Origin of the sequence: Flavobacterium sp. (assembly GCF_035299005.1) — a bacterium.
Taxonomy (GTDB): domain Bacteria; phylum Bacteroidota; class Bacteroidia; order Flavobacteriales; family Flavobacteriaceae; genus Flavobacterium.
The window spans coordinates 73,642-93,612 of sequence record NZ_DATGXL010000014.1 but is presented as its reverse complement, the minus strand read 5'-3'; the positions used below and the strand labels follow the sequence as shown (position 1 = coordinate 93,612).

Genomic DNA, 19,971 nt, shown 5'->3' with positions numbered 1-19,971 from the left:
ATAATTATTCGATTTCGATATCTGATATTAGTTCTCCGTTTTCGTACTTTTTTATTCCGATTAGCTTGCCAGTTTCATTGTAAAAATTCCAATCACCATAATAAAACCAGTGAATGCTATTTTCGACTTCTATTATTTTGGACTGACCAATTATTGCGATTTTTCCATTTTTATGGTAGTAAGTAATCAAACAAATATTGGTTAAATTTTTCTCCTTTTTATATATCTTATTATTCTTATATGTTTTCCATGTTTTTACTTCATTACCATTTTTATAATATTCGATATATTTATATATGTCAATACTGATTGTATCATAAGTAATCCATTTTCCACATTTTATGGCATTAATTTTTTTATTTGTCTTACAACTCATAAGGCAAATAAAAATTAATATGAGATATATTTTTATGAATTTCATGAGAAAACATTTCGACGCTCTACAAATGTAGAATAAAAAATTAATTCTACAAGTGTAGAATTAAATTTTAACAAAAAACCCTCACATTTCCGAATTGTCGGAATGCGAGGGTTCTATTATAATTAAGCGACTAATTACTAATCACTTTTTACTATTTACTAAAAATTAGTATCTATAATATTCTGGTTTGAATGGGCCTTGTACTTCTACACCAATATATTCTGCTTGGTCTGGACGTAAAGTTTCTAATTCAACTCCTAATTTAGCAAGGTGTAACATTGCTACTTTTTCATCTAAATGTTTTGGTAACATATAAACGTCATTGTTATAAGCTGCACTGTTATTCCATAATTCAATTTGAGCTAAAGTTTGGTTTGTAAATGAATTACTCATTACAAAACTTGGGTGACCTGTAGCACAACCTAAGTTCACTAATCGACCTTCAGCTAATATGATAATATCTTTCCCGTTTACGTTGTAAATATCAACTTGAGGTTTAACTTCGTTTTTAGTGTGACCAAAGTTTTTGTTTAACCAAGCCATATCGATTTCGTTATCGAAGTGTCCGATGTTACAAACGATAGTTTTGTCTTTCATTTGCTCAAAGTGAGAACCTAAAACGATGTCTTTATTTCCCGTTGTAGTAATGATGATATCAGCAGTTTTGATAACTGTATCTAATTTTTTCACTTCAAAACCGTCCATAGCCGCTTGTAAAGCACAAATTGGATCAATTTCAGTAACTGTTACAATTGAACCAGCGCCACGGAAAGAAGCAGCAGTTCCTTTTCCAACGTCACCATATCCACAAACAACAACTCTTTTTCCTGCTAACATAACATCAGTTGCACGACGAATAGCATCAACAGCCGATTCTTTACATCCATATTTGTTGTCAAATTTAGATTTAGTAACCGAATCATTTACGTTAATTGCAGGCATTGGTAATGTTCCAGCTTTTACTCTTTCATATAAACGGTGAACTCCTGTTGTAGTTTCTTCTGATAAACCTTTGATTCCAGCAACTAATTCTGGGTAACGGTCAATAACCATATTTGTTAAATCTCCACCGTCATCTAAAATCATGTTCAATGGTTTTCTGTCCTCACCAAAGAATAAAGTTTGCTCAATACACCAATCAAACTCTTCTTCATTTAAACCTTTCCAAGCATATACTTGAATTCCCGCCGCGGCAATAGCAGCTGCAGCTTGATCTTGTGTTGAAAAAATATTACATGATGACCAGGTAACTTCTGCACCCAAAGCTATTAAAGTTTCGATTAAAACAGCAGTTTGAATTGTCATGTGAAGACATCCAGCAATTCTAGCTCCTTTTAAAGGTTGGCTAGTTCCGTATTCTTCTCTTAGTGCCATTAATCCTGGCATTTCAGCTTCAGCTAATTCAATCTCTTTTCTTCCCCAAGCTGCAAGTGAAATATCTTTCACTTTATAAGCTACATAAGGTAATGTTTGTGTACTCATCTATTATGTATATTTGTATATTTGTATATTCTAAAATTAGAGCGCAAAATTACAAAATAACTTTTTATTTTTTCAAAGAATTCTATTAATTTGTGAATTGTTTAGCTTTCTAATGGTTTGAAAAACAACAAAATATAAATGCCTTTACATAGAATTATTCATATTAACGAAACAACCACTGCGTACTTTTGGCATATCACCGAAGACGTAACGTCGTTATTTAGAGCCGTTTCGTTAAAAGATACATCACTTTTTCGTTTAGAAGGGATGAAATCAGAAGAACATCAAAGAGGGTTTTTAGCCGTTCGAATGTTACTACAACATTTGGGTTACACCGATTATGATTTAACATATGATGAAGCAGGAAAACCAAACTTGAGTGATGGAAAAAACATCTCTATTTCGCATTCGCATGAATTTTCATGTATTTGCATTAGTGATGAATTGATGGGAATTGATTTGGAAAAACTCAAAGAAAAAACTTTGAAAATAGCACCTAGATTTATGGATGTTAAGCATTTGGTCAATCTTTCTAAAGAGCAACAATTACAAAAAGCAACAGTAGTTTGGGGAATAAAAGAAGCTATTTTTAAAATAAAAAATGAAAAAGGAATAAGTTTTCCAAATCATATTTTTGAAGATGAGTTTGACTTATCTGACGCTACATGTGTTGCTGAGTTAAAATTTAATAAGCAAATAGAAAAGTTTAATATTCATTTTTATTCTATAGAAGATTATATCTTTGTCTGTGCAATCCCTAATTAAAAAAATGGCAATTTATCAAGATATAGTTCAAGCCAAACAAGAGAATAAAAAATTATTGGCTATTTTAATTGATCCTGAAAAAGTAACAGTTGAAGAAAGTTTTGATTTGTCAAAAAAAATAATAAAATCGCCAGCCACACATGTCTTAATAGGTGGAAGTACTTTTAATGGAACACATTTAGATGAACTGATTACAATTATTAAAGCAACCACTCAATTACCTGTTTTAGTTTTCCCAGGTCATCCATCTCAAATTTCCAATGAAGCAGATGGGATTTTATTTTTGAGTTTACTTTCTGGCAGAAATCCTGAATACTTGATTGAGCATCATATCAATTCGGTAGATATATTGGCAAAATCTAATTTAGAAATCATTCCAACAGGTTATTTGTTAATTGACGGAGGAAAAGAAACTGCTGTACAGCGCGTAAGTCAAACCTTACCTATTGAGCAAGATAATGTTGATTTGGCATACAAAACCGCAAAAGCTGGTGAGTTTTTAGGTAAAAAATTGATATATTTAGAAGCTGGAAGTGGCGCTAATCAACACGTTTCGTTAGAAATGATTCGCTACGTAGCTCAAAATATAGAAATCCCTTTGATTGTAGGTGGAGGAATTCGTTCGATGAAAACAATTCAGGAAGTATATACAGCTGGAGCTGATTTAGTTGTAATAGGAACTGCTTTTGAAAAAGACAACAATTTTTTTAATTTATAAATATGCTCGATTTTTTAATCAATCAATATAAAGAAGCTTCAAATTTACAAATTTCACTAGAGTTTGTGGCTTTTGTGTTCGGAATTTTGAGTGTTTATTTTGCTAAAAAAGAAAACATTTGGGTGTATCCAACAGGTTTGATTTCAACAGTTATTACGGTTTATTTATTGTATCAAGCAAAATATTTTGGTGATATGACCATGAATTTTTATTATTCAATTATGAGTATTTATGGCTGGTACAAATGGTCAACAAAAGCAACAGACACCGATTTATTAATTACAAGAACAACACCCAAAGAAAAGGTAATAGGTTTTGGATTGTTTGTATTTACAATGGTTGTCACGTATTTAGTCTATGTTTTTTTTGATTACAAACTTGAAATTCCTAATTATATTGATATTTTTACATCTGGAATATTTTTTACAGCCATGTGGTATATGGCTTTGAAAAAATTAGAGAGTTGGACATTATGGATTATAGGAGATTGTATCGCTGTTCCGTTATTTGCTCATAGAGGTTTAGGAATGTTGTCGTTACAATATTTGATTTTTACAATTTTAGCCGTTATGGCTTATTTACAATGGAAAAAGATTTTAAACAGTTACCAACAAGCATCATAAAAATAGCAATGTATGGCCCTGAAAGCACTGGAAAAACTACGCTTTCAAAACAATTGGCCGCACATTACAACGACGAGTGGATTCCTGAATTTGCTCGCGACTTTTTGCAAGAAAAATGGGATAAAAACAAAGAAATTTGTACAGAAGAAGATTTAATTCCTATTGCAATAGGCCAAGTAAAATTAGAAAATGAAGCTGTTTTAAAAGCGAAGAAATTCTTATTTTGCGACACGAATTTATTGGTTACCAAAGTTTTTTCAGATATTTATTACAATAGATGTGATGCAAATTTAGAGCAAGCAGCACGAGAACATGAGTATGATTTAATTTTTCTTACTAATATTGATGTCCCATGGGAAGCAGATGATTTGCGTGATAGTCCAGATGATAGAGAAATTACTTTTGAAACATTTAAAAAGGCAATAATTGCTAACGGAAATCCGTACATAAAACTTAAAGGAGATGTTACGTCAAGATATGAAAAAGCTGTAAAAATAATTGATGAATTGGTTCTTGCTAAGCAATTAGGTTTTACCTCATCGGATTATGTGGCAATGTACAAAAAGAAAATATCTGTTACTTCCATTCAAAAGCAATTGCAGTTTTTTAAAGATGGAATATCTAAGGTAAATTTAGTACGATCTGCTGTAAAAAACGACGGAATTTCTGTATATAATGAACAAGAAATCAAAAGCTATATTCAATTTTTCGATGAAAATAAACAAAATTTAGACATTCAAAAATTTGTTCCTGCTTCGGGAGCAGCGAGCCGAATGTTTAAGTTCTTATCAGAATTTATTAATGAATTTGATGTTGAAAACGACACTATAAATTCATATATAAATCATAAAAAATGTACTGAATTATCGGTTTTTTTAGTAGGATTAAAAAGTTTTCCATTTTATCCAGAGTTAAAACAAAAAACGATAGAAGTTTACCCTAATTATTTTGAGAAAGAACGCGAAGTACGAAACTATCTTTTAATAAAAACATTGCTTTCAAAAGAGCATTTTGATTTTGCAAATAAGCCAAAAGGAATCTTGCCTTTTCATCAAAAAGAAGATAAAATTGTTTCACCAATTGAAGAACATATAAAAGAATCGATTTTTTATGAAGTGCCAAATAAAAAATCAAAAATTCATTTTACGGTTTCACCAGAACATCAATCTTCGTTTGAAAAAATTACGAAACAACACGAAAATGTAGCCATAACATTTTCATTTCAGCAAGAAACAACAGATACATTAGCGGTTAATAATGACAACACCCCTTTTAGAAATGATAGAGGTGAATTGGTTTTTCGTCCTGGTGGTCACGGTGCTTTGATTGAAAATTTAAACCAACTTGCATCAGATATAATTTTTATAAAAAATATTGATAATGTGTCGCAGAACCACATGGTTGATATTGTAAAATATAAAAAACTCTTAGGCGGAATATTATTTAAATTGCAACAACAAATTTTTTCATTTTTGCAGGAGTTAGAAAGTGAATCTGTTTCAATTGAAAAAGTTAGCGAAATTAAATTGTTTGCGCAAAAGCAGTTGCATATTATTTTTCCAAATGATTTTGAAATGTATAAAAAATCGTTTCAAATTCAATATTTGTTTAACGAATTAAATCGACCTATTCGCGTGTGCGGAATGGTTAAAAATGAAGGAGAGCCAGGCGGTGGACCTTTTTGGATAAAAGAGGAAAATGGGAAGATTTCCTTGCAAATTATTGAGACTTCACAGATTGATTTAACCAACGAAAAACAAGTGCAAATTGTAAATGAAGCAACACATTTTAATCCAGTTGACTTAGTTTGTGGAGTTAAGAATTACAAAGGAGAGAAGTTTGATTTAACGCAGTTTGTAGATGAAAATACAGGCTTTATAGTTTCAAAAAATAAAAACGGAAAACCTTATAAAGCATACGAATTACCCGGATTATGGAATGGTGCAATGGCAAATTGGCTAACACTTTTTGTAGAAGTTCCATTGGTTACTTTTAATCCAGTTAAAACCGTAAATGATTTATTGAAACCAGCACATCAACCCGAAAATAATGGATAAAGAAATTCTACTTTCTGAATTAAAATTTAAAGCCGTTAGGAGTAGTGGAGCTGGTGGTCAAAACGTAAACAAAGTGTCTTCAAAAGTGGTTTTGAATTTTGATTTAGCTAATTCTTCGGGTTTAACAAATGAAGAAAAAGAACTTTTACAAGCTAAAATAGCTACTAAATTAACTCAGGAAAATATTCTTATTCTTACAAGTGAAGAAGATAGAAGCCAATTGAAGAATAAAGAAATTGTTGTCAAAAAATTTTTGAAAGTCATTCAAAATGGTTTAAAAATTCCTAAAGAGCGTAAAGAAACTAAAATTCCAAAAGCAGTTAAAGAAAAGCGTTTACAAGAAAAAAAATCGACGGCTTCTATAAAAGAAAACAGAAAGAAACCTGACTTTTAACTTGGAACTTTAATCTAAAGAGTTATATCTTTGCGATGTCTCAAAGGGGTGCTCAAAATATCGAGCTGAGATCATACCCATAGAACCTAGAACAGGTAATGCTGTTTAGGGAATTGACAGTAATAAAAGTGCACGTTTATTAGTGTCAAAGAGTATCAAATTTAATTTTTAACCAAGAGTAATTGCCCCTTTTATTCGTAACTATTTTACGAATGAAAACTTTATCTCAAAAAAGTACAAGGTACAAGGTACGAAGTACAAAGGCTTATTTAAGTCTATCGTTTATTTTTTATTTTTTATTTTCTTTTTCTCAAGAAATTCAAAAAGACACTACAAAAACAACCGAATTGAAGGAAGTAATGGTTTCTTCTGTTAGAGCAAAAGGCCAAAACCCAATCACATATTCTAATGTTTCTGCAAAAGAAATTGCTCCAAGAAATCTAGGTCAAGATATTCCTGTTTTGTTGCAATATTTGCCTTCAGTAGTTACAACAACAGATGCAGGAAACGGAGTAGGGTATACCTATATGAGGGTTCGTGGTTCAGATGGTTCTCGAATCAATGTTACTCTAAATGGAGTTCCTTTTAATGATAGTGAAAGTCAAGGAACATTCTTTGTTAACTTGCCCGATTTTGCATCTTCCATAGAGAGTGCTCAATTGCAACGTGGTGTTGGAATGTCTACCAATGGAGCTGGCGCTTTTGGTGCGAGTTTGAATATGCAGACCAAATCATTTCATGAAAATGCATATGCAACAATTGCTAACTCTGCGGGGAGTTTTGGAACTCGAAAGCACACTTTTGCATTTGGAACAGGTTTGCATGATCATTTTGAAATGAATGCACGTGTTTCAAATATTGCATCTGACGGATTTATAGATAGAGCTTCATCTAATATGTTTGGCTATTTTTTAAATGTAAATTATATTACCGAGAAATCACAAATAAAATTTTTAGCTTTTGGAGGAAAAGAAAAAACCTATCAAGCATGGTATGGTATTGAAGATGTTGATAAATTAGAAAATGACCGTACATTCAATCCGGCAGGAATGTATACAGACGAATTTGGGAATATACAATTTTATGATAATGAAACTGATAATTATTGGCAAAATCATTTTCAGTTACATTGGTCTCAAAAGTGGTCTCAAAAGTGGGTTTCAAATACTGCTTTGCATTACACTATTGGTAAAGGATATTTTGAACAATATAAAGAAGATGAAACATTAGCTGATTATAATTTACCCGATTTTGGCGGAAATTCAATTTCAGATTTAGTTAGAAAACGTTGGTTAGACAATGATTTCTTCGGTACTACTTTTTCATTAAATTATAAAACTCCAAAAACAGATGTTTTATTTGGTGGAGCAGCAAATCGTTATTTAGGAAAACATTTTGGAGAAGTAATTTGGACACAATATTATGTACCAAGCGCAAATACATATTATGATGATTTTGGAAACAAAGATGATATAAATTTCTATACCAAAGCATCATATAATATTACCAGTAAGCTGAATTTATTTGCCGATTTACAATATCGAATGGTGTTTTATGAAGCAACAAGTGTTAAATTTTCGGATGTAAATGATACGTTTCGATTCTTTAATCCAAAAGCGGGTTTGAGCTATCAATTGAATGATAGAAACTCATTTTATGGTTATTTTGGAATTGCAAATAAAGAACCTAGACGTGATGATTATGAAAACGGAAGCGTAAAACCAGAACGTTTATTTGATTATGAATTAGGCTGGAAATACAATACTCAAAAAGTAAAAATTAGTGCCAATGCATTTTATATGAATTATAAAGATCAATTGGTTTTGACAGGAGCTTTGAATGATGTAGGTTCGCCAGTTTTTACCAATAGTGGGAAGAGTTATAGAGTAGGATTAGAAGTAGAATCCTCAATTGCTATTACAAGGAAATTAATTTTGAATCCAAATGTAACGGTCAGCCAAAATAAAAATCAGGATTTCTACTTTCAACGAGATGGAGTTTTGCAAAATTTAGGAAATACAAATATTGCTTTTTCACCAAATTTAATTGTAGGTAATCGCCTTGCCTTCTTACCAATTAAGGATTTTCAAATTTCGTTTTTATCCAAATTTGTAAGCGAGCAGTATATGGGAAATATCGATTCAGATAAATCAAAATTAGATGCCTATTTTGTTAATGATTTGAATATAAATTATGAGTGGAAACTTAATAAAACAATCAAATCAATTGTTTTTTCAGGATTGGTGAATAATATTTTCGATTTAGAGTATGAATCAAATGGTTATTTCTATACATATGATGATACATGGTCTGGACCAACACCAACAACTATAGAAGGCACGGGATATTATCCACAAGCGGGAATTAATTTTCTTTTAGGTGCAACTCTTAATTTTTAGTAATATAAGTGATAAAAAAAGCCTGAAAGTATATACTTTCAGGCTTTTTTTAATTGTAAACACGTAAATTAAAATCGTCTAGTTGTTCCACTCTATATTGTTTCATAGGATATTCCATTTCTGGAGCTTGACCAGAAAACAAACTATAAGAAACATCATCACAAGGACAAACAGCATTAATTCCATTTAAAGTCATGGTAGAACAACTGCTTAATGCCTGATTAGGACAAGCTGCATCAAAAGCTACATAACCACTGCCCGTATTAAAAACAAAAACACCTCTCACACCTGTGTTTCCAGCATTAATATAAACAGCATTACTTGGAAATTTTAAACTATTATATTGTGGTAGGTTCATGTTGATATTATACGTAAAAGCATAGTTTGGCAAATAAGGATTTGTGTTGTTGAAATTTTCCTTATCACAACTAATAAAAACGGCGACTAAAACCAGTAGAATATATTTTTTCATAGAATTATTAGATATAAATTGTAAAACAAATTTAATTAATTACTTTTGACATACATTATACAATGTCATAAATTAATATTAAAAATAAATTACTATCTTTGTGAAAAGGAATCCCATCAGGTGGGATTTTTTCTATTTATATAAATGATGAAGTTATGAGTACAGTATCTTATTACACCGCAGAAGGATTAAAAAAATTAAGAGAAGAATTAGATCAACTTAAAAGTATAGAAAGACCAAAAGCATCGCAAGCCATTGCAGAAGCAAGAGATAAAGGTGATTTGTCTGAAAATGCAGAATATGATGCAGCAAAAGAAGCACAAGGATTATTAGAGATGAGAATTTCTAAGATGGAGGAAATTGTTTCTAATGCACGTTTAATAGATGAATCACAATTAGATTTGTCTAAAGCTTTGGTTTTGTCTAAAGTAAAAATAAAAAATCAAAATAATGGCATGGAAATGACCTACACATTAGTTGCAGAAAGTGAAGCAGATTTAAAATCAGGAAAAATTTCAGTAACTTCTCCTATTGGAAAAGGATTACTTGGAAAATCTGTTGGAGAAATTGCCGAAATTAATGTGCCAAATGGAGTGTTAAAATTTGAAGTATTAGAAATCACAAGAGACTAAATTATGTCTAGTATTTTTACTAAAATAGTGAATGGAGAAATTCCATGTTATAAAATAGCTGAAGATGATAATTATTTAGCTTTTTTAGATGTTAATCCAAACGCAAAAGGGCACACACTTTGTATTCCAAAACAAGAGATTAATAAAATCTTTGATATGGAAGAAGAGCATTATTTAGGATTGATGAAGTTTTCAAGAAAAATTGCAAAAGCAGTTGAGAAATCGGTTGAATGCAAGCGAATAGGTGTTGCTGTTGTTGGGTTAGAAGTACCACATGTTCATGTACATTTGATTCCGCTTCAAGATATGGAAGATATGCGTTTTCAACGAAAAACAAGTTTATTACCAGAAGAGTTTCAAGAATTAGCGAAGCAAATCGCTTCTAATTTAGAATAAAAAGCACCTTTTTTGGTGTTTTTTTTTGATTAAAAATAGCTATGAAATATATAATTTATCTTTTATTTTTTCAAACAATTCTTTTTTCACAAGTTAAAAGCATTTACGCTCCCGTTGAAAAACAAATGCGTCTGATTCCTGAGCAGCAAACAAAGTCAGCTCAGGAAATTGCAAGCTATATTCAAACAAATTTTAAAGACGAAGAACTGCAAATAAAAGCAGCTTATTTTTATGTGATTTCAACAGTTTCTTATGATGTTACCTATAGTTTTTCTACAGAATTATTTAGTAGCGATGAAGATTTTGTTACAAAAACAATTTCAACTAAGAAAGGCGTTTGTATTCATTATGCTAAATTTTTTAAAGCAATAATAGATAAATTAGGTTATCAATGTCAAATTGTGACAGGTTATACAAAGCAAAATAATCAGATTGGTAAATTATCACATGCTTGGTGTGCTATTCATATGAAAAACGGAAATTGGTACGTTTTTGATCCAACTTGGGATTCGGGTTATGTAAAAAACGAAAAATTTGTTCGCAATTTAGTTTCTAAATATTTTAAAATGTTGCCTTCAGTAGCAATTTTATCCCACATGCCTTTTGATTATTTATGGCAATTTACAAAAGAGCCAATAACTAATCGCGAATTTTATAATGGGAAACCATATGAAGGAAGACCTAAAATGAATTTTGAGTATCAGATTGAAATTGAAAAATATTTAAAATTATCTGAAGTTGATAAAGCATTTGAAAGTTCTGAAAGAATCCAAAGAAATGAAATTTTGAACGATTTAATTTTGGAACAATACAATTACATGAAAAGTGTTTTTAATGTTTCAAGAATGAATAAAAATGTTGAAAAATTTAATGAGATTGTAGAAGAATATAATATAGTAATTGTGTTATTAAATGACTTTATTATTTACAGAAATAAAGAATTTACACCATCATATTCTGATACAATTCTTTTAGAGATGATTCAAATACCAAAAGAAAGATTAGAAAATGTTCAAAAAGAATTTTTTGCTTTAGGAAGTATAGGGAAAGAAAATACATCAAGTTATAATTCATTAAGAGCATCAATTTCTGATACTGTAAAACAAGCGCAAGAGCAATATGAGTTCGTAAAAGAATACATTTCAAAAAGTAAAAAAGAGAGAAAAAAAATGTTCAGAACCGTTACTTGGTTTGGAATTCCAGTTAAATAAGAGGGATTTTCTTAAAACTCATTTGCATTGTAGTTCCTTTTCCAATTTCAGAATGAGCTACTTTTATTCTTCCTTTATGATATTCTTGAACAATTCGTTTTGTTAACGATAACCCTAATCCCCAACCTCGTTTTTTTGTTGTAAATCCTGGTTCAAAAACTTTACTAAATTGATTCTTCGGAATTCCTTTACCGGTATCTGTAATTTTAATTTTAACCACATTTTCTAATTCCACAATATTGATATCTAAATGCCCTTTACCTTTCATGGCATCAATAGCATTTTTGACTAAGTTTTCAATCGTCCAGCTATGTAAAGCAGGATTTATTGCTGCAAAAATAGGATGGTCAGGCGCCGAAAAACTAAAAACAACTTGCTTTGAAACTCTCGATTGCAAGTAATCAACCGTATGTTTTGTGTCTTCAATAATGTTTCGATTTTCTAATGCTGGTTCGCTTCCAATTTTTGAAAAACGATCGGTTATAGTTTGTAATCTGTTGATGTCCTTTTCGATTTCGGTAACAGTACTTTCTTCAATATTTTCTAATTTTAAAATTTCCAACCAACCAATTAATGAGGATAAAGGTGTTCCAATTTGATGTGCTGTTTCTTTTGCCATTCCAGCCCAAAGTTTGTTTTGTGTAGCCATTTTCGTGGCTTTATAAAAGTTATAAACTACAGCGCCAAATAAAATAATAATTAATAATAACGCAACAGGATAATATTTTAACTTGTTTAATAAGGGTGAATTTCCATAATAAACCAATTGATAATTTCTATCAGAAAGCTCCATTTTTATAGGCTGATTGTCGTTTTTTATTGAATTAAAATAGTTTTTTAAAGCAATACTATCTTTTGTGATTGCTTCTGCAATGTTATTATGACTAATGATTTTTTCATTGCTATCTGTAACAATCATCGGTATTGAGGTATTGTTGCTGATTATTTGAAATGGTAACTCAATATCTGTATTCTCGTTAGCATTGGCTAGTGTTTTTTGAGCTGTGGCCCAAAATTCCATTTTTGCTCGTTCTTCGGTTTTGAAAATCTGGAAAAAGTTATAGGTATTCCAAAGTATTAAGATTACAATGAAAAAGGAAGCAATAATGATAAACCAACGGGTAATATTTCGCCTTTCTGAAAACTGCATGTATCAAGATTTGATGTAAAAATACTAAAAACCATTTTAAATTTGACACTTGTTCTTGTAATTGAACTTGTAATTGTTTGTTATCTTTGTAAAAAATAGTTTCAGTATGTTAAGCATCGATCCAAAAGAAATAGCGCCAGCAAAACTACAAGGATATTTACAAAGTGCAGTAGCGCCAAGACCTATCGCTTTTGCAAGTACTATGGATAGTAATGGAAATCCAAATTTGTCGCCTTTTAGTTTCTTTAATGTGTTTAGTTCTAATCCACCGATTTTGATTTTTTCGCCAGCAAGACGTGTACGCGATAATACTACTAAGCACACCTTAATCAACGTTCAAAACACTAAAGAAGTTGTAATTAATGTTGTGAATTATGATATCGTACAACAAATGTCGTTATCAAGTACCGAATATCCAGATGGAGTTAATGAGTTTGAAAAAGCAGGATTTACGATGCTAAAATCAGACAGAGTAAAGCCATTTCGAGTGGCTGAAAGTCCTGTACAATTTGAATGTAAAATCAATGAAGTGATTGCTTTAGGTGACCAAGGCGGAGCAGGAAATTTAGTAATTTGTGAAGTGGTGAAAATTCATATTAATGAAGCCGTTTTGGATGCAATAGGAATGATTGACCAACACAAAATTGATTTGGTTGCCCGAATGGGAGGTAATTGGTATAGCCGTTCTAATGTAGGGATGTTTGAGGTTGAAAAACCATTGACCACTTTAGGAATTGGTGTTGACATGATTCCTGATTTCATCAAAGAAAGTGGCTATTTTACGGGTAATGATTTAGGAAAATTAGGAAACATAGAAAATATTCCAACCGAAGAAGAAATTGCTATATTTGTAAAAGAAAATTTTGAAGTAAAAGCGGTTTTAAGTGCCGATGATATGGATACAAAATTTCAAAAAGCAAAAGAGTATGTAGATAATGGAAGAGCTATTGATGCTTGGAAATTGTTATTAGCAAAAAAATAAATTTAAGTATTATGGAAGTTTTAGGAAGAGTAAAATTAATTAATCCTGTACAACAAGTTAGTGCTTCTTTCAAAAAAAGAGAACTTGTAGTAACTACAGAAGAGCAATATCCTCAACATATTTTGATTGAGTTTGCACAAGACAAAACAGATTTGTTAAACAATTATAATGTTGGTGAACAGGTAAAAGTTTCTATCAATTTAAGAGGAAGAGAATGGGTAAATCCACAAGGAGAAACAAAGTTTTTCAATTCTATCCAAGGTTGGAGAATCGAGAAAGTGCAAGCAGAAGCACCAAGTGCACCACAAATGCCACCAATGCCTGCTACAGAAGCTTTTGAGCCAGCAACTAACTTTAAAGAAGAAGAACACGACGATTTACCTTTCTAAAATTTAGAAATTAGAAATTAGAAGTCAGAAGTTTTATAATTTCTGACTTTTTCTTTTTCTAAATTCTAATTTCTGAATTCTAAATTTAAAACGATGTATTTTTTAACCAAAGAATTATATTTTCCGTCTGTAGAAACAGCTTCACCCGAAGGGATTGTAGCGGTTGGAGGCGATTTATCTCCAGAACGACTCGTATTAGCTTATAATTCGGGAATATTTCCTTGGTTTGAAGATGATGAGCCAGTTTTGTGGTGGAGTCCGCCTGAACGAATGGTCTTGTTTTTTGAAGATTTAAAGATTTCGAAAAGCATGCGAAATATAATTAATCAAAAAAAATTCAAGGTTACTTTTAACACAGCTTTTAGAGACGTAATTCTAAACTGTAAAAAGATTTCTAGAAAAGACCAACCCGGCACTTGGATTACTGATAATATGGTAGAAGCCTATTGCAAGTTACATGAATTAGGCATCGCAAAAAGTGTTGAGGTTTGGCAAAATGACGAATTAGTAGGCGGTTTGTATGGCGTTGATTTAGGTCATGTTTTTTGTGGTGAAAGTATGTTTTCAAAAGTGTCAAATGCTAGTAAAATTGCCTTCATTGCTTTAGCAAAACAATTAGAATTAGCAAATTACAAATTGTTAGATTGCCAAGTATATAATGATCATTTAGCTAGTTTAGGTTGTGTAGAAATTGACCGAGATGATTTTTTGATGGTGTTGAAATCTTAAAATTTAGGCAACGTTCTAATATACAATTCCTCTACTTTTTTTCTTGCCCAATCCGTTTTTCTCAAGAATTTTAAACTTGAATTTATAGATGGGTTTTCTCTAAAACAATTGATGTTGATTAATTCGCCTAAAGTGTCAAAGCCATAGAAATTCACCAATTGTTCTACAATTTCCTTTAAAGGTTTTCCGTGTAGTGGGTCGTTGCTCATTTTTTATTTTCTTGTAAAGCAATCCATCACGTGGTCATTAACCATTCCAGTGGCTTGCATGTGTGCATACATAACTGTCGAACCAACAAATTTAAAACCGCGTTTTTTTAAATCTTTGCTTAATGCGTCTGAAATAGGAGTAGTTGCTTTTATTTCGCTTAAGGTTTTTGGTTTATTATCGACAGGTTTTCCATCAACAAAACCCCAGATATATTTTGAGAAAGTCCCAAATTCTTCCTGTACTTTTATAAAAGCTTGTGCATTGGTAACAGTTGCTTTAATCTTTAATTTATTTCTGATAATACCTGTGTCTTCAGCTAATGTTGCCATTTTTTCTTCCGAATAGTTAGCCACTTTAAGTAAGTCGAAATTATCAAATGCCTTTCTAAAATTTTCTCTCTTAGCTAAAACGGTGTACCAACTCAATCCAGCTTGGAATGTTTCTAAAATCAAAAATTCAAAAATAGTTTCATCATCATAAATGGGTTTCCCCCATTCGTTATCGTGATAATCGCGGTATAAATCGTCTTTTTCGCACCAAGCGCATCTATGTTTAGTTGCCATGTTTTTCTTTAGCTAAATAGTTGTCAATTAAATAATGTCCGAGGTAAATAAAGGGTGTCAAACAAATGGCAATTCCCAATTTAACAGAATATCCCGTAAAAGCAGAGGCGACATACGTTTCTCCGTTTATTTTGCCTGGTAACCAAAAGGCAATTCCTAATACAATGAAACTATCAAATAATTGAGAAATTACAGTTGAGCCTGTACTTCTCAACCACAGCATTTTTTTTCCGGTTCTATTTTTTACAAAATGAAAAATAGTGACATCAATTAATTGTGAAACTAAAAAAGCTGTTATACTTCCAACTATAATCCACATACTTTGTCCAAAAACTGCATTAAACTGTTCGTCAGAAATTAATCCATCGCCTTTTACAGCTGGAATTTGAAGACCAATTAATAACAGAAAAAAAGTATATGCAATTAGCCCAGCGGTTATAAATGACAGCTTTTTTACTCCTTTTTCACCAAAATATTCATTGATTAAATCAGTTGTAATGAAAACAATTGGCCAAGGTAAAATGCCTAAGCTCATAACGGTGTTACCTATATGAATTAATTTTCCGCCAATCAATTCCGCAACTAATGCATTGGTGATAAATATACCAGCTAATACAACGTAAATGATGTCTTTTTTTCTTTGAAACATTTGTTTTTAATAATCACCTTCTTCCATGTACATTTCTTCATCATACATCTGGAATGCGTCTTTTATTTTTCCATGAAAAGCTCTTGAATGATTGCTGTTTAAACTTTCATCAATAGCGGCATTTATTATTGGATTAATATCTTTTTCTTCTAAAAATGTTTTTGGTGTAAGTTTGTAAAAACCTTTTAGATTTAATTTGCTTCCATCATTTATAAATGCGATTCCAGTAATTTTCTCTTGTTTGGTATTGTAATCATCTTCATCAATTTTTAATTTTTTGAAGAAATAATAGGTTATTTTTTTACCGTTATAAACCACATCCTTTGTTTGATAAAATGAGATAGAATCTTTTTTCACATCAATATTTTCGAAATAAATTATTGCAGCTTCAGCAATTGCATTATTGTCAAATTTTTCCAAATAACTATTCTGTTTTGTATGATATAACATCTGAAAAGCGGCAAATTTTGTTTTTTCATTGCCTATCATGCTATTTGCTGTTACTTCATCTAAATTATGAGTTTTTTCTAATTGAACTTTTGCGAAAGCTATATTTACTTCTTCAATGTCTAATTTTCTAGCTTTTTCAAAAAGTTGCGCAATGTCTTTTTCATTTTTGAAGGGATACAAAATTTGAATGTAACTTATAAAATCACTAGATGGAGCATACATATCTTCATAATAGTCTTCCTCGTCTTCATCTTTTATATCTTGTTTGTTTTTCCAACTTGCTAAACGCTTATATTCTAGTTTTGCATTGGTTAAAATCATTTTTTTGAATGATTTTAGCTTTTTAGAATTCCCAAGATTTTCTTTTAAAAGATTATCTGTGAAATCTACAATTGGAGTATGATATTCTTTGATACTATAAAATTGAAAAATATCTGGGAATAACACTTGACTGTTTTCTAAATCATCTTCAAAATAGCGGAATAGACTTGTGATTTCGTATTCGTCATCTGAAATAGGTAAATCATATTCTAATAATTCCTGAATTTTTTTGTAGGCTTCTTTGCTTTCTTGGAACGTTAACGCTCTTAAAACAGCAAATTGTATTACGGTATTTACATTTTCTTTTTTGTAAATGCTTTCTAAATATGGGATGATTTCTGGAGATTTTATGCGACCAATTTTCTCATACAACTCGCCTAAAATTTCTGTTTCATCATCTTTAAATTTGAATGTTGATAAAAAAGTTTTGAACTTTGGTAAATCTTCTTTTTCAATAGACAGATAATGAATCGATTTTAAAGCAGAGTAGCGAATACTATCATGTTTGCTTCTCACATCGGTAAGGAACAAATCTAATTTATTGTCAAATACACTTTCTGTAAATATTGTGTCTTTAAGTGCAAGCGAACTGAATGTCTTTTCTATAAAAGCATCGTCGTTGTTATAGTTTTTATCTACTAATGTTTTAAAAGTATAGAATGTACCATCTTTAAAAATAGCTTTGTGTTTGATGGCTTGTTTGGAATCTTTTTTAGAAACTAATGCTTCAAAAGTGTATGTTTTTTTGTTTTTGTCTTCAGATTTTTTTTCAGATAAAATGGTTAATTTTTCATCTTGCTTTCCAAATAAAGCTTCATCCCAATCAGATATTGCATAATCTAAAACATCGTTTTCATTATCCAATAAAACATCGGCATCTACTACAGGCGCAGCAACATCGATACTTGTATTAAAATCTTTGTTGTCGTAATCTTTTGTGATTTGTTTTTTATAACCTTTCCATATAGAATCTATACTTTTCTCTGTTTCGTATTTGTGGTATTGATAAAATGACAATTCAACGATTGATCCATTGGCACCTAAAAATTGATAATTTTTGTTTTTTGAAACAAAATGGTTCTTTTTCTTTGCACCAATGTTATAATCGCGTTCAATTAAGAAATCTAAATGTTCGTTTTGTTTTTTTGGTATTTCAATTGAAAAATGCGCTACAGAATCGCTGTAAGTTCTGTATTCTTCAGTTGCTATTGAAGGTTTTAATTGAAACGAATTGAAAAATTTTGTAGTATTTGCATCTGACGCATTTACAGTTCCAAGGAGGTAATATTTGTTTCCTTTAAGTAATGATTGCAATGCAATTTTTTTATCGCCTAATTTTGATTTAGATGTAAATATAAAACTTTCTTTATTGAATTTTGTTTCAGTTGAATCTATTTCGTGTTGGGTGTAAAATTCATAATGAATTCGTTTTAATTCAAATTCAGAATCTTCCAGATTATCGTTTTCTTGAAGTGTTTTTTCAAGTAAAAAATAATGAGAGTTGTCTTTTTCTTGATATCCAAAGATAGACATATCGGTATTGTCTTTTAGATTTTCTTTGTTGCCACTGTATGAAAAATAGCTTGGAAATTGTACTTCAAAATTACCTTTTCTTGGTGTAATTGTTTCCCAATTTTCTCCGCCAGACTTAATGACTATTTTTGAATAAACTTCTTCTTCATATTTTCTTACATAATCACCTTCGCCACCCATAATTACTGCAATTATCTCTAGTGGTGTGATATAGTAACGATAATGTTGAGCATTACCGGTTTTTGTTTTATTTTTAATATCGTAAACCCAATAATTTTTTTCTTTATATGCTTTTTTCTCTAAAATATCGCCTGGAATATTTTCATAAAATAAGCTGTCTAAAGTTTTTGGATTGAATGCTTTGTTGTTTTTGTTCAAGAAATCTTTTAATACATTTCTTTTTACATTAATAAAACCACCATTTACTAAATCTGGAGATTCTAAATCTTCACCACTTTCAAGAACAACTTCAAAAAGCGGCATTGAAATCGTTTTATCTGCTGTAGTTCTAGTTTTTAATTCGGGTTTAGTAAAATATTCTTCAATTTGTTTTTTGCTGTTTTTCCCTTTATCTGTATATGCATCAAATATTGGTGTTACAGTATATCCTTTTTTTCTAAGTAACTCAATTACTCCATTTTGTCCAGGAAGATGAGCGGCGCCAATAGCACTAAATAAACTTCCTGTTTTCATAATTGAATCCATGCTTTTTACCATCACTATATTGCGGTCAAATAGCATAGCTTTTAAATAAGCTTGTGGAGAACTTAAATTGGATAACGAATCAATCATGTCCAAATCTTTTTCTCTATAAAAATCAGTTAGAGCTTCGTCGTAAGATTTATTTTTTAATAGTTTTAAAATAGCTTGACGGTTTTTATCTACTTCTGTTTGATCCATGTTGGCTTGAGCTTTCATGATGTTAAGGGTAGATGTTTTTACATCTTCTAATCCAACTGTTTTTTTGTTGTATTTCCTTCCTGTACGATAAATAAACATGTCAAGATAGGTTTCTTCTTGATATTCTTTATTGACTTCATTAGTTCTAGTAAGTAAGCTTTCTAAGTTGTAGTTAGTGCTTCTAAACAATGAGTATAAATCGTCTTTTTCTAGAGGGTTTATATAGAAATTTGTATAAAAAGAGCCTCTATTTGCATAATTACTATAGAAACTAAATAAATCAAATAGTTCAGTCCAAGTTCTAGGTTCGCTTTCATTGGCAATAATATCTGCATTTTGTAAATGGGTAAAAAAGGCATCGGATAAGTGATAAGAGACTTTATCGCTTACATGCATTGAGCCGTATACGTATGATTTTTTTTGTAAGCCATTACCGCTAATTTCCCATAGCAAACTTTGGTATTTTTTTTCTTGAGCAAAAAGTGATGAACTAATAAGAACAAAAAGAAGAGCAATTTTTTTCAA

20 protein-coding genes are annotated in these 19,971 nt (G+C 30.7%); 12 read left to right on the top strand and 8 right to left on the bottom strand.

Annotated elements, in window-relative coordinates:
* Window positions 1–4 precede the first annotated feature (4 nt).
* Window positions 5–376: a hypothetical protein gene (locus VK164_RS09240; RefSeq protein WP_324209066.1), complete on the bottom strand. Its 372-nt coding sequence runs from the start codon at window positions 374–376 to the stop codon at window positions 5–7.
* A gap of 210 nt (window positions 377–586) precedes the next feature.
* Window positions 587–1,903 carry an adenosylhomocysteinase gene (gene ahcY, locus VK164_RS09235; RefSeq protein ID WP_324209065.1) on the bottom strand — a complete coding sequence of 439 codons (1,317 nt, stop codon included), beginning with the start codon at window positions 1,901–1,903 and terminating at the stop codon, window positions 587–589.
* Window positions 1,904–2,041: 138 nt separating this feature from the next.
* On the opposite strand from ahcY, the gene VK164_RS09230 reads away from it, so the two are divergent.
* From VK164_RS09230 to VK164_RS09205, 6 genes are all read left to right on the top strand, one after another.
* Window positions 2,042–2,668, top strand: coding sequence for a 4'-phosphopantetheinyl transferase family protein (locus VK164_RS09230; RefSeq protein WP_324209064.1), 627 nt, complete (start codon window positions 2,042–2,044; stop codon window positions 2,666–2,668).
* Between the two features lie 4 nt (window positions 2,669–2,672).
* Window positions 2,673–3,386, top strand: a complete 714-nt coding sequence (locus tag VK164_RS09225) for a geranylgeranylglyceryl/heptaprenylglyceryl phosphate synthase (RefSeq protein ID WP_324209063.1) — start codon at window positions 2,673–2,675, stop codon at window positions 3,384–3,386.
* 2 nt (window positions 3,387–3,388) lie between these two features.
* Window positions 3,389–4,009, top strand: coding sequence for a nicotinamide riboside transporter PnuC (gene pnuC, locus VK164_RS09220; protein ID WP_324209062.1), 621 nt, complete (start codon window positions 3,389–3,391; stop codon window positions 4,007–4,009).
* A complete protein-coding gene (locus VK164_RS09215; RefSeq protein ID WP_324209061.1) occupies window positions 3,970–6,066 on the top strand; it encodes a DUF4301 family protein in 2,097 nt (698 codons plus the stop codon). Before pnuC ends, VK164_RS09215 begins: the two co-directional genes overlap by 40 nt.
* The gene (gene arfB / locus VK164_RS09210) at window positions 6,059–6,460 is read left to right on the top strand and encodes an alternative ribosome rescue aminoacyl-tRNA hydrolase ArfB (protein WP_324209060.1); all 402 of its coding nucleotides are present in this window, start codon (window positions 6,059–6,061) and stop codon (window positions 6,458–6,460) included. Before VK164_RS09215 ends, arfB begins: the two co-directional genes overlap by 8 nt.
* A 212-nt stretch (window positions 6,461–6,672) precedes the next feature.
* Complete coding sequence (locus VK164_RS09205) at window positions 6,673–8,859, top strand: TonB-dependent receptor (protein ID WP_324209059.1); 2,187 nt, start codon at window positions 6,673–6,675, stop codon at window positions 8,857–8,859.
* A 49-nt stretch (window positions 8,860–8,908) separates the two neighbouring features.
* On the opposite strand, the gene VK164_RS09200 is transcribed toward VK164_RS09205, so the two are convergent.
* Entirely contained in the window at window positions 8,909–9,331 is a 423-nt protein-coding gene (locus VK164_RS09200; RefSeq protein WP_324209058.1) for a hypothetical protein, read from the bottom strand.
* A gap of 155 nt (window positions 9,332–9,486) precedes the next feature.
* On the opposite strand from VK164_RS09200, the gene greA reads away from it, so the two are divergent.
* The 3 genes from greA to VK164_RS09185 all read left to right on the top strand — a co-directional run bounded on the left by greA (window position 9,487) and on the right by VK164_RS09185 (window position 11,570).
* Window positions 9,487–9,963 carry a transcription elongation factor GreA gene (gene greA / locus VK164_RS09195; protein ID WP_324209057.1) on the top strand — a complete coding sequence of 159 codons (477 nt, stop codon included), beginning with the start codon at window positions 9,487–9,489 and terminating at the stop codon, window positions 9,961–9,963.
* A gap of 3 nt (window positions 9,964–9,966) precedes the next feature.
* Window positions 9,967–10,359: an HIT family protein gene (locus tag VK164_RS09190; RefSeq protein WP_324209056.1), complete on the top strand. Its 393-nt coding sequence runs from the start codon at window positions 9,967–9,969 to the stop codon at window positions 10,357–10,359.
* A 125-nt stretch (window positions 10,360–10,484) separates the two neighbouring features.
* Window positions 10,485–11,570 (top strand): transglutaminase domain-containing protein, encoded by a 1,086-nt coding sequence (locus VK164_RS09185; RefSeq protein ID WP_324209055.1) that lies wholly within the window; start codon window positions 10,485–10,487, stop codon window positions 11,568–11,570.
* Here VK164_RS09185 and VK164_RS09180 read toward each other — a convergent pair.
* Complete coding sequence (locus VK164_RS09180; RefSeq protein WP_324209054.1) at window positions 11,563–12,720, bottom strand: HAMP domain-containing sensor histidine kinase; 1,158 nt, start codon at window positions 12,718–12,720, stop codon at window positions 11,563–11,565. The genes VK164_RS09185 and VK164_RS09180 overlap by 8 nt on opposite strands.
* Before the next feature lie 106 nt (window positions 12,721–12,826).
* Between VK164_RS09180 and VK164_RS09175 the strand changes: the two genes are divergently transcribed.
* The 3 genes from VK164_RS09175 to aat all read left to right on the top strand — a co-directional run bounded on the left by VK164_RS09175 (window position 12,827) and on the right by aat (window position 14,820).
* Window positions 12,827–13,702, top strand: coding sequence for a flavin reductase family protein (locus tag VK164_RS09175; RefSeq protein WP_324209053.1), 876 nt, complete (start codon window positions 12,827–12,829; stop codon window positions 13,700–13,702).
* An 11-nt stretch (window positions 13,703–13,713) separates the two neighbouring features.
* Window positions 13,714–14,091, top strand: a complete 378-nt coding sequence (locus VK164_RS09170) for a DUF3127 domain-containing protein (protein ID WP_324209052.1) — start codon at window positions 13,714–13,716, stop codon at window positions 14,089–14,091.
* 93 nt (window positions 14,092–14,184) lie between these two features.
* Entirely contained in the window at window positions 14,185–14,820 is a 636-nt protein-coding gene (gene aat / locus VK164_RS09165; protein WP_324209051.1) for a leucyl/phenylalanyl-tRNA--protein transferase, read from the top strand.
* Here the strand turns inward: aat and VK164_RS09160 are convergent.
* The 4 genes from VK164_RS09160 to VK164_RS09145 are packed head-to-tail and all read right to left on the bottom strand — an operon-like array spanning window position 14,817 to window position 19,971.
* Window positions 14,817–15,029, bottom strand: coding sequence for a VF530 family protein (locus VK164_RS09160; protein ID WP_324209050.1), 213 nt, complete (start codon window positions 15,027–15,029; stop codon window positions 14,817–14,819). The two genes, aat and VK164_RS09160, sit on opposite strands and share 4 nt — an antisense overlap.
* Window positions 15,030–15,032: 3 nt before the next feature.
* The gene (locus tag VK164_RS09155; RefSeq protein ID WP_324209049.1) at window positions 15,033–15,593 is read right to left on the bottom strand and encodes a DNA-3-methyladenine glycosylase I; all 561 of its coding nucleotides are present in this window, start codon (window positions 15,591–15,593) and stop codon (window positions 15,033–15,035) included.
* Window positions 15,583–16,242 carry a queuosine precursor transporter gene (locus tag VK164_RS09150; RefSeq protein WP_324209048.1) on the bottom strand — a complete coding sequence of 220 codons (660 nt, stop codon included), beginning with the start codon at window positions 16,240–16,242 and terminating at the stop codon, window positions 15,583–15,585. Before VK164_RS09150 ends, VK164_RS09155 begins: the two co-directional genes overlap by 11 nt.
* A gap of 6 nt (window positions 16,243–16,248) precedes the next feature.
* A complete protein-coding gene (locus tag VK164_RS09145) occupies window positions 16,249–19,971 on the bottom strand; it encodes a TraB/GumN family protein (protein ID WP_324209047.1) in 3,723 nt (1,240 codons plus the stop codon).